The sequence below is a fragment of the Pseudomonas sp. NPDC086278 genome (assembly GCF_050280905.1).
Classification (GTDB): Bacteria; Pseudomonadota; Gammaproteobacteria; order Pseudomonadales; family Pseudomonadaceae; genus Aquipseudomonas.
Genome location: NZ_JBNNWE010000134.1, coordinates 1 through 13,035 on the forward strand (window position 1 = coordinate 1; position 13,035 = coordinate 13,035).

The 13,035-nt window shown below is 58.8% G+C and carries 10 protein-coding genes and 2 pseudogenes; 2 read left to right on the forward strand and 10 right to left on the reverse strand.

Going from position 1 to position 13,035, the window contains the following annotated elements; translation table 11 throughout:
* Positions 1 to 73 precede the first annotated feature (73 nt).
* From aceA to ACQKP4_RS26765, 9 genes and pseudogenes are all read right to left on the reverse strand, one after another.
* Positions 74 to 1,170, reverse strand: a pseudogene (gene aceA / locus ACQKP4_RS26725) (isocitrate lyase); the annotation flags it as partial.
* Positions 1,171 to 1,645: 475 nt separating this feature from the next.
* On the reverse strand, positions 1,646 to 2,407 hold the full coding sequence (locus ACQKP4_RS26730) for a secretin N-terminal domain-containing protein (protein WP_427636964.1): 762 nt from the start codon (positions 2,405 to 2,407) through the stop codon (positions 1,646 to 1,648).
* A 169-nt stretch (positions 2,408 to 2,576) separates the two neighbouring features.
* Complete coding sequence (locus ACQKP4_RS26735; protein ID WP_046032487.1) at positions 2,577 to 3,002, reverse strand: GNAT family N-acetyltransferase; 426 nt, start codon at positions 3,000 to 3,002, stop codon at positions 2,577 to 2,579.
* Complete coding sequence (locus ACQKP4_RS26740) at positions 2,995 to 4,164, reverse strand: JmjC domain-containing protein (protein WP_427636965.1); 1,170 nt, start codon at positions 4,162 to 4,164, stop codon at positions 2,995 to 2,997. Before ACQKP4_RS26740 ends, ACQKP4_RS26735 begins: the two co-directional genes overlap by 8 nt.
* 86 nt (positions 4,165 to 4,250) lie before the next feature.
* Positions 4,251 to 5,621, reverse strand: a complete 1,371-nt coding sequence (gene purB, locus ACQKP4_RS26745) for an adenylosuccinate lyase (RefSeq protein ID WP_090185637.1) — start codon at positions 5,619 to 5,621, stop codon at positions 4,251 to 4,253.
* Between the two features lie 126 nt (positions 5,622 to 5,747).
* Entirely contained in the window at positions 5,748 to 6,371 is a 624-nt protein-coding gene (hflD, locus tag ACQKP4_RS26750) for a high frequency lysogenization protein HflD (RefSeq protein ID WP_427636966.1), read from the reverse strand.
* On the reverse strand, positions 6,368 to 7,492 hold the full coding sequence (gene mnmA, locus ACQKP4_RS26755) for a tRNA 2-thiouridine(34) synthase MnmA (protein ID WP_427636968.1): 1,125 nt from the start codon (positions 7,490 to 7,492) through the stop codon (positions 6,368 to 6,370). Before mnmA ends, hflD begins: the two co-directional genes overlap by 4 nt.
* Before the next feature lie 59 nt (positions 7,493 to 7,551).
* Positions 7,552 to 7,998, reverse strand: a complete 447-nt coding sequence (locus ACQKP4_RS26760) for an NUDIX hydrolase (protein ID WP_427636970.1) — start codon at positions 7,996 to 7,998, stop codon at positions 7,552 to 7,554.
* A 199-nt stretch (positions 7,999 to 8,197) separates the two neighbouring features.
* Complete coding sequence (locus ACQKP4_RS26765; protein WP_427636971.1) at positions 8,198 to 10,423, reverse strand: NADP-dependent isocitrate dehydrogenase; 2,226 nt, start codon at positions 10,421 to 10,423, stop codon at positions 8,198 to 8,200.
* 494 nt (positions 10,424 to 10,917) lie between these two features.
* Between ACQKP4_RS26765 and icd the strand changes: the two genes are divergently transcribed.
* Positions 10,918 to 12,174, forward strand: coding sequence for an NADP-dependent isocitrate dehydrogenase (gene icd, locus ACQKP4_RS26770; protein ID WP_427636973.1), 1,257 nt, complete (start codon positions 10,918 to 10,920; stop codon positions 12,172 to 12,174).
* A gap of 75 nt (positions 12,175 to 12,249) precedes the next feature.
* Here icd and ACQKP4_RS26775 read toward each other — a convergent pair whose 3' ends face one another.
* Positions 12,250 to 12,531 carry a cold shock domain-containing protein gene (locus ACQKP4_RS26775; protein ID WP_427636974.1) on the reverse strand — a complete coding sequence of 94 codons (282 nt, stop codon included), beginning with the start codon at positions 12,529 to 12,531 and terminating at the stop codon, positions 12,250 to 12,252.
* A gap of 225 nt (positions 12,532 to 12,756) precedes the next feature.
* On the opposite strand from ACQKP4_RS26775, the pseudogene ACQKP4_RS26780 reads away from it, so the two are divergent.
* Positions 12,757 to 12,948, forward strand: a pseudogene (locus ACQKP4_RS26780) (ATP-dependent Clp protease adaptor ClpS); the annotation flags it as partial.
* Positions 12,949 to 13,035: the final 87 nt, after the last annotated feature.

The window sequence follows — 13,035 nt, forward strand, 5'->3', positions numbered from 1 at the left end:
TACAAGAGCCTGACAGGGGACGGAGAAGGGGTGGCCGCATGACGATGATGACCGAGACTTTAGTGAGTGGACACATGTTGTGAATGCCGGCCAGGGCAGTTCGCGCTGGTAGTAACCCATGGCGGACAGTTCGCGCTGGAACTTGGCGATGGTCGCGTCGTCCAGGTTTTTCTTCCAGTTGAAGGAAGGCGAGCAGTTGTACGACAGGAGCTGGTCCGGGTATTCCTTTCTGATCGCTTCAGCGAAGCGACGAGCCTCGTCCAGGTCTGGCTTGGCGGTTTCGCACCAGATCAGGTCGGCGTACGGAGCGTAAGCCAGGCCGCGAGCGATGGCCTGGTCCAGACCGGCGCGCACTTTGTAGAAGCCTTCCTGGGTACGTTCGCCAGTCACGAACGGCTGGTCGTACGGGTCGCAATCGGAAGTCAGCAGGTCAGCGGCGTTAGCATCGGTACGGGCCAGGATGATGGTCGGCGTGCCGGCTACGTCAGCTGCCAGACGGGCAGCGGTCAGCTTCTGTACAGCTTCCTGGGTAGGAACCAGTACCTTGCCGCCCATGTGGCCGCATTTTTTCACGGAAGCCAGTTGGTCTTCGAAGTGAACGCCGGCGGCGCCTGCTTCGATCATGCTCTTCATCAGCTCGTAAGCGTTCAGTACGCCGCCGAAACCGGCTTCAGCGTCAGCCACGATTGGCGCGAAGTAATCGATGTAGCCTTCATCGCCCGGGCCTTTGCCAGCTTTCCACTGGATCTGGTCGGCACGACGGAACGAGTTGTTGATGCGCTTGACCACGGTAGGAACCGAGTCCACCGGGTACAGCGACTGGTCCGGGTACATCGATTCGGCGGAGTTGTTGTCCGCAGCAACCTGCCAGCCCGACAGGTAGATCGCCTGGATCCCGGCTTTGACTTGTTGCACAGCCTGGCCGCCGGTCAGGGCGCCCATGCAGTTGACGAAATCTTTATCAGGACGGAAGGACGGCTTGGCACCCTGAGTGACCAGGTTCCAGAGCTTCTCGGCGCCCAGTTTTGCAAAGGTGTGCTCAGGTTGAACCGAGCCACGCAGACGGACGACGTCAGCAGCGGAGTAAGCGCGTGTCACGCCTTTCCAGCGCGGGTTTTCAGCCCAGTCTTTTTCAAGGGCTGCAATTTGCTGTTCGCGTGTCAGTGCCATGGAGATAAACCTCGTCGCGTCTTGTATGAAAGTCGTTCTTGGGTGGAGATTTCATGCGCTCGCTGACCAGAAGCTTAGGTGGTCAAGTCGGGTTCGGCGGGGGAGGCGACAGGATGAACGACAGGCTCGAGGGGAAGTGAGCAGGTAAGGGCGAACTGGCGAGCGGATTCGGGCGTCGTGGGCCTCTATACGAACTTCAGTGTGATGCCGGGTTTACCTAAATACGCTTCCGTCCCTCGGGACAACTTCGTTCCAGTCGGCAACCTCGTCAAACACACCTTGTGGGCGGTACAGACACGAAACGGCTCGCGGGGTAGATACGAGCATCGCTTCGAAGGCCCTTGCCAGGGCCCCTGATTAGCGGGAGCGAGGCCATCATGCCTTTGCTTTTTTCGATCGTCAAACGTTTTGTAGTGCTTTTTTTCGAGCACTACATCTTTGGTCTAATACGACTAATCAGTCAGTTTTTGGAGGTTTAGTCCAAAGCATCGACTTTCACCCGCAAGGTCATGTCGTCGCGGCCCTGGGTCGAGTAGCTGCGGGTCAGGCCCTGTTTGTCGGCTTGAGTCTCGCGGTTCACGCCGGCCAGAGTGATCCATTCGCCCAGGCGACCCGTGACCGTTGTGTCGGTGCTTTGCACGTTCACTACATCGGGACGTTCCTGGCTCATGCGGTCACGGTTGGTACTGATCGACAGATGGACGATGTCGCCGGTGACGCTGGCCGTGACGTAGAAACCCTGGGTGACGTTGCGATATTCGGTCTGGCTGCGCAGATCGCCATAGCCATCGGTCTGCGAACTGGTCAGCGGCACGCTTTGCCCGACCTGAATCAGCGCCGGCGCGCCTTCGCTGGCCTGAATCTGCTGGATGCCGCCGTCGCGGCTGTCAGTGCTGCGATTAATGATGCGGGTCTGGTTCGGTTTGGCGCCGTTGACTGAGTAACCCTGATCGCCCTGGAAGTTGTTTTCATTGGTGTCGACGGTGATCAGCAAGCGCTTGGCGGCGACGTCGAGTTGGCTGATCAGGGCTTTAAGTTCGTCGATCTTGCGCTGATCGGCGTTGACGATCAGGTGGTTGCCGTAGGCGCTGACTTGTCCTTCCTTGCCGATAAAATCCTGCGCCATGGGCAGCATATCCGCGCTGGTGCGGTAATTCAGGGTCACGATCTCGGTGGCAGCAAGGGCCGAAAAACTGCAGCTCAGCAGCAGCGTGGTGAGCAGGGTGCGTAGGGACATGTCCGTTATCTCCGCTTTCAAAAGGCTTGATATTGCCAGTTTGTCGGCCCGTGGTCAGGCAAGTTGAATCGTAGACAGCAAAACGCCCCGGCATCCGAAAATGGCGAGGCGTTCTGTAGTGTTCTCGCGGGCCTTTGTGGTGAGGGGGCAGGCCCCTCACCACAAGGTTTCAAGCGGAGTGACGCACCATGTCCACATGCGGAATCCCGGCTTCCAGGAATTCCTCACTGACCATGCTGAAGCCCAGTCGCTCATAGAACGCCGTGGCTTGCACTTGCGCGCTCAGCATCTGTTGTTTCAGGCCGCGTTTTTCGGCTTCACCGATCACCGCTTGCATCAGCGCATCGCCGACTTTCAAGCCGCGCCAGTCTTTGAGCACCGATACCCGGCCGATATGCCCGTCGGGCAACAGGCGTGCGGTGCCAATCGGAAAGTCGCCTTCAAAGGCCAGAAAATGCACCGCTGTCGCGTCGTCGGCATCCCATTCCAGTTCAGGTGGAACGGACTGCTCGGCGATGAACACCGTCTCACGAATGCGCCGGATCTCGGCGATATCCTTTTGCCAGTCTGCGACACGAACGTGGATTTTATTCATCTGCAAACCCCAGGCTGCCTTGCTTGACCAGCTCGCACAACAGGCCGCGACCGTCTTCGTCGCTCAGCCAGTCACCGAGATTATCGGTGTGCAGGGCGTCGGCGGCGCAGATCAGCTTCAACAGCTCGCGCAGTTTGCCCGGCAGGTAACGGCTCTGGCCGCTGGCGAACAGCAGCAGGTCGTCATCGACTTCGGACCAGGCCATGCGCGCGCTCGGGTTGCGGATCAGCACGGCGCCCTGTTCGAGGCTGGCGAGGAAGTCTTCTTCTTCGACTTCTTCCGGGCCGGCGACCAGTTCCGGGTAGCGCGGCTCGGTCATGTACTGGCCGAACCAGGTCAGCAACAGGCGCTCGTCGCTCATGTGCTCGGCCAGCAAGGCTTTCAGACGATCAAGGGCGTCGTGCTGAATCTGATGCGGATCGACCGCCGGTAGCGCGTCAGCATCGGTGTAGCGCTCTTCGTCGGTCAGGAACTGGCTGAGGAAGTCAGTGAAGTGAGTCAGCACTTCCGAGGCGCTCGGGGCGCGGAAGCCGACCGAGTAGGTCATGCAGTCATCGATCGCGACGCCGCAATGGGCCAGGCGCGGTGGCAGGTAGAGCATGTCACCCGGCTCCAGAACCCACTCATCGGTGGCTTCGAAGTCGGCGAGGATGCGCAGGTCCGCGTGCGGCAGCAGCTTGCTCTCGGAATCGCACATCTGGCCGATTTTCCAGTTGCGCTTGCCGTGACCTTGCAGCAGGAACACGTCGTAGTTATCGAAGTGCGGGCCAACGCTGCCACCCGGCGCGGCGAAGCTGATCATCACGTCGTCGACGCGCCAGCTCGGCAGGAAGCGGAAGTTTTCCAGCAGTTCACTGACTTCCGGCACGAACTGGTCGACCGCTTGCACCAGCAGGGTCCACTCGGTTTCCGGCAGTTTGCTGAATTCGTCTTCGGCGAACGGGCCGCGGCGCAATTCCCAAGGACGCTCGCCGTGCTCGATCACCAGGCGCGATTCAACTTCTTCTTCAAGCGCCAGGCCGGCCAGTTCGTCTGGATCGATCGGGCTTTCGAAATCAGGGATCGCCTGGCGGATCAGCAGCGGTTTTTTCTGCCAGTAGTCACGCAGGAATTCGCGCGCCGTGATGCCGCCCAGAAGTTGCAGAGGAATATCAGGATTCATGTGTAACCTATTGAAAAAATGCACTTTTCAGACGGGAATAAAAACGCCCGGCGCTGCCGGGCGTCTCAAAAGGGTCAAGCGGTCGATCAGATGCGTTTGGCTTGCTCCACAGCGTTGCCGATGTAGTTCGCCGGGGTCAGCAATTTCAGCTCGGCCTTGGCGGCGGCTGGCATGTCCAGGCCGTCGATGAAAGTTTGCAGCGCTTCTGGGCTGATGCCCTTGCCGCGCGTCAATTCTTTCAGCTTCTCGTACGGGTTTTCGATGTTGTAGCGGCGCATTACGGTCTGGATTGGCTCGGCCAATACTTCCCAGCACGCGTCCAGGTCAGCAGCGATTTTCTGCGCATTGAGCTCCAGTTTGCTGATGCCTTTGAGGCTGGCTTCGTACGCGATCACGCTGTGGGCGAAACCGACACCGAGGTTGCGCAGGACGGTGGAGTCGGTCAGGTCGCGCTGCCAGCGGGAAATCGGCAACTTGCTCGCCAGGTGCTGGAACAGCGCGTTGGCGATGCCCAGGTTGCCTTCGGAGTTTTCGAAGTCGATCGGGTTGACCTTGTGCGGCATGGTCGACGAACCGATTTCGCCAGCGATGGTGCGCTGCTTGAAATAACCCAGGGAGATATAGCCCCAGATGTCGCGGTCGAAGTCGATCAGGATGGTGTTGAAGCGGGCGATCGCGTCGAACAGCTCGGCGATGTAGTCGTGCGGTTCGATCTGCGTGGTGTACGGGTTGAAGCCCAGGCCCAGCTCGTCTTCGATGAAGGCGCGGGCGTTTTCTTCCCAATCGATTTCCGGGTAGGCCGACAGGTGTGCGTTGTAGTTGCCGACAGCGCCGTTGATCTTGCCCAGCAGCGGAACGGCAGCGACCTGGGCGATTTGACGCTCCAGACGGTAAACCACGTTCGCCAGTTCCTTGCCCAGGGTGGTCGGCGACGCCGGTTGACCGTGGGTACGCGACAGCATCGGCACGTCAGCGAAACGGATCGCCAGTTCGCGGATGGCTTCGGCGGTCTGGCGCATCAGTGGCAGCATCACGTCATCACGGCCTTCACGCAGCATCAGGGCGTGGGACAGGTTGTTGATGTCCTCGCTGGTGCAGGCAAAGTGGATGAACTCGCTGACCTTGGCCAGTTCCGGTAACTTGGCCGCTTGCTCTTTGAGCAGGTATTCGATGGCCTTGACGTCGTGGTTGGTGGTGCGCTCGATCTCTTTGACACGCTCGGCGTGCTCCAGCGCGAAATTGTCCGCCAGGGTGTTCAGCACCGCGTTGGCTTCGGCGGAGAACGCCGGCACTTCGCTGATGCCCGGGTGAGCGGCCAGGCGCTGGAGCCAGCGCACTTCAACCAGAACGCGAGCACGGATCAGGCCGTATTCGCTGAAAATTGGGCGCAGGGCCTGGGTTTTGCCGGCGTAGCGGCCGTCAACAGGGGAAACCGCAGTGAGCGAAGAAAGCTGCATGGGGTGTTCTCGGACAGTCGGGCAACGAAATGGGGCGCGTATCATACATGAAAAAATCCGCCGGTCCGTTGCCAACTGACCAGCGTATTACGCGTTACAGATTACAAAAGGTCTTGCGGGCGCGGTTCAGCTGTTGCGCATCAGCGGGTACAGCTCATTCAATAACTTGCGTCGGCTGATCACCAGTTGCCAGCGATGACCGCCTAACTGCCGCCACAGGCGCGCCGAACGAATCCCGGCCAATAACAGGGCGCGGATTTTCGAGGCGTTGCTCGGTTGCTGCAGGTTGCGCATGTCGCCATGGACCTGAATCCGCTGGCGCAAGGTGCTCAGCGTGTCCTGATACAACGCACCGCACGCGGCAATGACGTTTTCGTGCGCCGGGCCGAAGTGTTCAACCTGGGACTGAATCTGCGGCAGGCGCTTGCCGATCACCTCGAGCATGTCCTCGCGCTTGGCCAGTTGACGCTCCAGGCCCAGCATGGCCAGCGCATAACGCAACGGCTCGCGTTGCAGGGCGCTCGGATCGCGCTCCAGGGCGCCAACCAGTGCGCGATAGCCTTCGCGCAGGTTGATATCGTCGCCGCCGTAGACTTCCAGGGTGTCCTTGGGGTCGCGAATCAGCAGGCTGCCAAGCATGCAGGTCAGGCCGGCTTCGCTGGTCTGGCCGGTCTTGGCAATCTTGTCGACAAGGACGGCGGCGAGAAACACGCCGCCCAGCGCCGTCAGTTGTTCCTGAGTGGGGGTCATGCCTTGCTGCTCCACGGCTCTGCGATCTCGATCACACCGCCGCCGAGGCAGATTTCACCGTCATAGAAGACCACTGATTGACCGGGGGTGACTGCGCGTTGCGGGTCGTCGAAGGTCGCGCGATAACCGGTAGCGGTTTTTTCCAGCGTGCACGGCTGATCGCTCTGGCGATAACGCACTTTGGCGGTCAGCTTGCGCGGCTCGGTCAAATCAATCGGGTTGACCCAGTAAATGTCCGAGGCGAGCAGGGCGCGCGAAAACAGATAAGGATGGTCATTGCCCTGGCCAACGATCAGCTCGTTGTGCTCCAGGTCTTTGATCAAGACGTACCACGGCTCGTCGCCGGCGTCTTTCAAGCCGCCGATGCCCAAGCCCTGACGCTGGCCGATGGTGTGGTACATCAAGCCGTGGTGGCGGCCGATGACTTCGCCTTCGGTGGTCTTGATCTCGCCTGGCTGGGCCGGCAGGTATTGCTTGAGGAAGTCGCTGAAGCGGCGTTCGCCGATAAAGCAGATCCCGGTGGAGTCCTTTTTCTTCGCGGTGGCCAGCTCGTGTTTCTCGGCAATCGCGCGCACTTCGGGTTTTTCCAGCTCGCCGACCGGGAACAGGGTCTTGGCGATCTGTTCGCCGCCGACGGCGTGCAGGAAGTAACTCTGGTCCTTGTTCGGATCCAGGCCCTTGAGCAGCTCGGTGCGGCCATCGACGTCGCGGCGGCGCACGTAATGGCCGGTGGCGATCAGGTCGGCGCCAAGCATCATGGCGTAGTCGAGGAACGCCTTGAACTTGATCTCGCGGTTGCACAGGATGTCCGGGTTCGGCGTGCGACCGGCCTTGTATTCGGCCAGGAAATGCTCGAACACGTTATCCCAGTATTCGGCGGCGAAGTTGGCGGTGTGCAGCTTGATGCCAATCTTGTCGCACACAGCCTGAGCGTCTGCCAGGTCATCCATGGCAGTGCAGTATTCCGTTCCATCGTCTTCTTCCCAGTTCTTCATGAACAGGCCTTCCACCTCGTAACCCTGCTCGATCAGCAGGAGAGCGGAAACGGAAGAGTCCACGCCGCCGGACATGCCGACAATGACGCGCTTCTTTTGTGTGTCAGAAGGGGCTGGATCACGCATAGGGATTCAATGAGTGTCTTGAAAAAGGACGCGATTCTAGCAGGCCGAAGCCCACAAGGCTAAAGAGAAGGGCGGATCAGTTCGAGGCTGAAGTGTAAGCCTGCCAGATAATCATCGATGCAGCGGATGATCAGCTCACTGCGCCAGTTTGCGCGTTGTGCCATTAATTCGTCGCGTGTCAGCCACTTGGCGCCGATGATGCCGTCGTCCAGTTGATAGTCAGGATGATGTTTCAGCGGTTTTGCAATGAAGCAAACCCGTTGGTAAGTCACGCCGTTGCTCGGAGCGGTATAGAGGTAAATGCCGACGATGCCGGTCGGTTCGACGTCCCAGCCGGTTTCTTCGAGGGTTTCGCGCACAGCGGCGTCGATCAGCGTTTCATCGGGGTCGAGATGGCCGGCGGGCTGGTTGAGTACCGCGCGTCCGCCCTTGAGTTCTTCGACCATCAGAAAGCGGCCATTGTCTTCGACGATGGTGGCGACGGTGATGTGGGGTTTCCAGTCCATTAGCCTTCCTCAATTTCTGAATAGTGAAACACGGTCCCTGTGGGAGCGGGCTTGCTCGCGAATGCGGTGGGTCAGTCAATAAAAGTGTTGAATGATAAACCGCATTCGCGAGCAAGCCCGCTCCCACAGGTGTTTTGTGTGGTCTTCAGAAACACAAACCCCGGCACGAGGCCGGGGTTTGTGGTGTTCCCTTACAACCTTAAACCAGCGCAGCAATCGCGGCGTTGAAGGTATTGCTCGGGCGCATGGCCTTGCTGATCAGCTCGGCATTGGCGTGGTAGTAACCGCCGATGTCCACTGGCTTGCCCTGAACGGCGTTGAGCTCGGCGACGATGGTCGCTTCGTTCTCGGTCAGGGTTTTGGCCAACTGACCAAACTGCGCTTGCAGTGCAGCGTCTTCAGTCTGGGCCGCCAGGGCTTGAGCCCAGTACAGCGCCAGGTAGAAGTGGCTGCCGCGGTTGTCGATGTTGCCGACTTTGCGCGATGGCGACTTGTTGTTGTCCAGGAACTGGCCAGTGGCCTGATCCAGGGTTTTGGCCAGCACCAGCGCTTTAGGGTTGTTGTACGTCACACCCAAATGCTCAAGGGAGGCGGCCAGGGCAAGGAATTCCCCCAGCGAATCCCAGCGCAGGAAGTTTTCTTCCAGCAGTTGCTGAACATGCTTGGGGGCCGAGCCGCCAGCGCCGGTTTCGAACAGGCCGCCGCCGTTCATCAGCGGTACGATCGACAGCATCTTGGCGCTGGTGCCCAGTTCCATGATCGGGAACAGGTCAGTCAGGTAATCGCGCAGTACGTTGCCGGTCACCGAAATGGTGTCCTTGCCTTCGCGGGTGCGACCCAGGGTGAATGCCATCGCGTCGACTGGCGACATGATGCGGATGTCCAGGCCGGACGTGTCGTGATCCTTCAGGTAAGCCTGAACTTTCTCGATCACTACGCCATCGTGAGCGCGCATCGGGTCCAGCCAGAAGATCGCCGGGGTGGCGCTGGCACGGGCACGGTTAACGGCCAGTTTGACCCAGTCCTGGATCGGTGCGTCCTTGGTCTGGCACATGCGGAAGATGTCGCCGGCTTCAACCGACTGCTCCAGCAGCAAGGCACCTTTGCTGTCGGTAACGCGGACAACGCCGTCGCGCTTGATCTGGAAAGTCTTGTCGTGCGAGCCGTACTCTTCGGCTTTTTTCGCCATCAGGCCGACGTTTGGCACGCTGCCCATGGTGGTTGGATCGAAAGCGCCATTTACCTTGCAGTCTTCGATGACGGCTTGGTAGATGGTCGCGTAGCAGCGATCCGGGATTACAGCCTTGGTGTCGTGCAGTTGACCGTCGGTGCCCCACATTTTGCCGGAGTCACGAATCATGGCCGGCATCGAGGCGTCGACGATGACGTCGCTCGGCACGTGCAGGTTGGTGATGCCTTTGTCGGAGTTGACCATGGCCAGCGACGGACGAACGGCGTAGACCGCCTGAATGTCTGCTTCGATCTGTGCTTGCTGCTCGGCCGGCAAGGCTTTGATGCGAGCGTACAGGTCGCCGATGCCGTTGTTCAGGTTAAAGCCGATCTGGGCCAGCACGTCAGCGTGCTTGGCCAGTGCGTCTTTATAGAACTCGGCAACGATCTGGCCGAACATGATCGGGTCGGAGACCTTCATCATGGTGGCTTTGAGGTGAACCGACAGCAGCACGCCTTTGGCCTTGGCGTCTTCGATTTCGGCGGCGATGAAGCTGCGCAGCGCGTTTTTGCTCATGACCGCGCAATCGAGGATCTCACCGGCTTGTACGGTGGTTTTTTCCTTCAGGACGGTGGTGGTGCCGTCTTGAGCGATCAGTTCGATTTTAACGGCGTCAGCGGCGTCGATCAGGGCGGCTTTTTCGCTGCCGTAGAAATCGCCGGTGCTCATGTGCGCGACGTGGGACTTGGAGTCCGCAGCCCAGGCGCCCATTTTGTGCGGGTGCTTGCGAGCGTAGTTCTTGACCGACAGCGGCGCGCGACGATCGGAGTTGCCTTCACGCAGTACCGGGTTCACGGCGCTGCCCTTGATCTTGTCGTAGCGCGACTTGGCTTCTTTGTCGGCGTCGCTGGTCACGGTTTCCGGGTAGTCCGGCAGCGCGAAGCCCTGGGCTTGCAGCTCTTTGATCGCGGCTTGCAGTTGCGGGACCGAAGCGCTGATGTTCGGCAGCTTGATGATGTTGGCTTCAGGTGTAACGGCCAGGTCGCCCAGTTCGGCGAGGTGGTCGGCTACGGCTTTGTCACCCAATTGCTCGGGGAAGCTGGCCAGAATGCGCCCTGCAAGAGAGATATCGCGGGTTTCAACGGCGATATCAGCCGAGGCGGTGAAAGCCTCTACGATAGGCAACAGTGAATAGGTGGCGAGGGCTGGGGCTTCGTCGGTGAAGGTATAGATGATCTTCGAGCGGGTGGGCATATTCGGATTAACTCTCTCTTCTATGCTAAAGCGTGCGCAGAAACTCGAGGGGCGCCGGGTAAGCGCGTTCGTTCAAAGTCATCCATGAGCCGAATGTCGAGGTTTGTGCGCGGTGATGTTGGGTGCATCAGTCGAGCGGCAAGCGGGTGGACTGCGGTAACAGTCCTGCTTTTTCAGGTCCGAAGTCTCGTGCTAGAGAGGTCGGCCTCTGTGACTCTGTGGTCAGCGGGCGGCATTATACATAGGTAGCTGGCAATCTGCCGATGGTTCATACGCAACGTTTATCGTCCATTGGTCTAAAGGTCGCAGGGGAGTGCGGAGCGTAGAGTCGTTGGCCGTGCTTGAGTTTGGCGCTTTTCCCTTTGCTTTCAGGCTTGTAGAACATGAACTGCGTAGCTTTGCAGCAGATGGGCGGAACATAGGGTTTGCGCGCCGATTTAACTGGGGTACGCTCGAACGAAGCCAGATGTTCAATCCAAACAATGGAGTTCAGCATGGGATACAAGAAGATTCAGGTTCCAGCCGTTGGCGAAAAAATCACCGTCAACGCGGACCATTCTCTCAATGTTCCTAACAATCCGATCATTCCCTTCATTGAAGGCGATGGCATCGGCGTTGATATCAGCCCGGTCATGATCAAGGTTGTCGATGCTGCTGTGAAGAAGGCTTACGGCGGCGATCGCAAAATTTCCTGGATGGAAGTCTACGCCGGGGAGAAAGCGACTCAGGTTTACGATCAGGATACCTGGCTGCCTCAGGAAACCCTGGACGCGGTCAAGGACTACGTGGTTTCCATCAAGGGCCCGCTGACCACTCCGGTCGGCGGCGGCATCCGTTCCCTGAACGTGGCCTTGCGTCAGCAGCTCGACCTGTATGTGTGCCTGCGTCCGGTACGCTGGTTCGAAGGTGTACCGAGCCCGGTCAAGAAGCCAGGTGACGTCGACATGACGATCTTCCGTGAGAACTCGGAAGACATCTACGCCGGCATCGAATGGAAGGCCGGTTCGCCGGAAGCCACCAAAATCATCAAGTTCCTTAAAGAAGAAATGGGCGTCACCAAGATCCGTTTCGACGAGAACTGCGGCATCGGCGTCAAGCCGGTTTCGCTACAGGGCACCAAGCGTCTGGCACGCAAGGCGTTGCAGTATGTGGTCGACAACGATCGCGACTCGCTGACCATCGTGCACAAAGGCAACATCATGAAGTTCACCGAAGGTGCCTTCAAGGAGTGGGCCTACGAAGTGGCCGCTGAAGAATTCGGCGCGACCCTGCTCGACGGCGGCCCGTGGATGCAGTTCAAAAACCCGAAAACCGGCAAGAATGTCATCGTCAAGGATGCCATCGCTGACGCCATGCTCCAGCAGATCCTGTTGCGCCCGGCCGAATACGATGTGATCGCGACCCTGAACCTGAACGGCGACTACCTCTCCGACGCCCTGGCGGCCGAAGTGGGTGGTATCGGTATCGCGCCAGGTGCGAACCTGTCCGACACCATCGCGATGTTCGAAGCAACCCACGGCACCGCGCCGAAATACGCCGGCAAGGACCAGGTCAACCCGGGTTCGCTGATCCTTTCCGCCGAGATGATGCTGCGTCATATGGGCTGGACCGAAGCGGCCGACCTGATTATCAAAGGCACCAACGGCGCGATTTCCGCCAAGACCGTGACCTATGACTTCGAACGCCTGATGGACGGCGCCAAACTGGTGTCTTCTTCCGGCTTCGGTGATGCGCTTATCTCTCATATGTAAGCCGCACATGTAAGCGCACCGGCACAAAAAAAACCGCCCTCGGGCGGTTTTTTCATGACTGGATGAAAGCTTGCGTCAGCTCGACACTTTTTCCTGGTGCGTTACAGGCGCCGTCTGTTCATTCTCGGTTACAGCAGCCGTAATTTTTACCGCGTGCAACCCCTTTGGCCCCTGGACGATCTCGAAATTTACGATCTGACCGGCTTTGATGGTCTTGTATCCGTCCATATCAATGGCGGAATAGTGGGCAAAGAAATCGATTTCCTTGCCATCCTCGTCACGACCTTCTCTGGCGTCGGTGTTAATGAAACCGAATCCCTTGGCGTTGTTGAACCATTTCACCTTGCCGACTGCCATGCTCATATCCCTCTGCAACAGACTCCATCACTGGAGTATCATCCAGTACATCCGCAGCCAGCCTCCATAAATAAGGTTGACTCCGCGGACCTTTTTTACCCACTGTGGGCTCTATTGGTTGTAACACCGTTTTCCCGATAGTCAAGGTGACCGGGCGGTCGGAGTTGAAATCGACCATGGCCGCCCCCACCACTGTATTCGCACAACTGACGAACCTTTCTTTCCATGCATGCAATCAGCCAGATTCGACTAACATTCAATCAGGATCGCCCGACTCTCCAGAATGATCGCCCGGAGGAACACGACGACGATTCCGCAGGCATTGCTGTTCAGGAGGCCAAGCCTGCTTTACAGGCTCCGCCGATGTACAAGGTGGTTTTGTTTAATGATGACTACACACCGATGGATTTCGTCGTCGGAACCGTTGCGGCTGGGCTTCAAGGGTGAGTTGCTGTCGTTGAGCCGGACTCAATTGATTTCACGCGAACCGTTGCCTTCGGATCT

Bases quoted from the DNA above. Each gene is read 5' to 3' on its own strand.
- ACQKP4_RS26730 (WP_427636964.1), bottom strand. From the start codon at position 2,407: ATGTCCCTACGCACCCTGCTCACCACGCTGCTGCTGAGCTGCAGTTTT.
- ACQKP4_RS26735 (WP_046032487.1), bottom strand. From the start codon at position 3,002: ATGAATAAAATCCACGTTCGTGTCGCAGACTGGCAAAAGGATATCGCC.
- ACQKP4_RS26740 (WP_427636965.1), bottom strand. From the start codon at position 4,164: ATGAATCCTGATATTCCTCTGCAACTTCTGGGCGGCATCACGGCGCGC.
- purB (WP_090185637.1), bottom strand. From the start codon at position 5,621: ATGCAGCTTTCTTCGCTCACTGCGGTTTCCCCTGTTGACGGCCGCTAC.
- hflD (WP_427636966.1), bottom strand. From the start codon at position 6,371: ATGACCCCCACTCAGGAACAACTGACGGCGCTGGGCGGCGTGTTTCTC.
- mnmA (WP_427636968.1), bottom strand. From the start codon at position 7,492: ATGCGTGATCCAGCCCCTTCTGACACACAAAAGAAGCGCGTCATTGTC.
- ACQKP4_RS26760 (WP_427636970.1), bottom strand. From the start codon at position 7,998: ATGGACTGGAAACCCCACATCACCGTCGCCACCATCGTCGAAGACAAT.
- ACQKP4_RS26765 (WP_427636971.1), bottom strand. From the start codon at position 10,423: ATGCCCACCCGCTCGAAGATCATCTATACCTTCACCGACGAAGCCCCA.
- icd (WP_427636973.1), top strand. From the start codon at position 10,918: ATGGGATACAAGAAGATTCAGGTTCCAGCCGTTGGCGAAAAAATCACC.
- ACQKP4_RS26775 (WP_427636974.1), bottom strand. From the start codon at position 12,531: ATGGCAGTCGGCAAGGTGAAATGGTTCAACAACGCCAAGGGATTCGGT.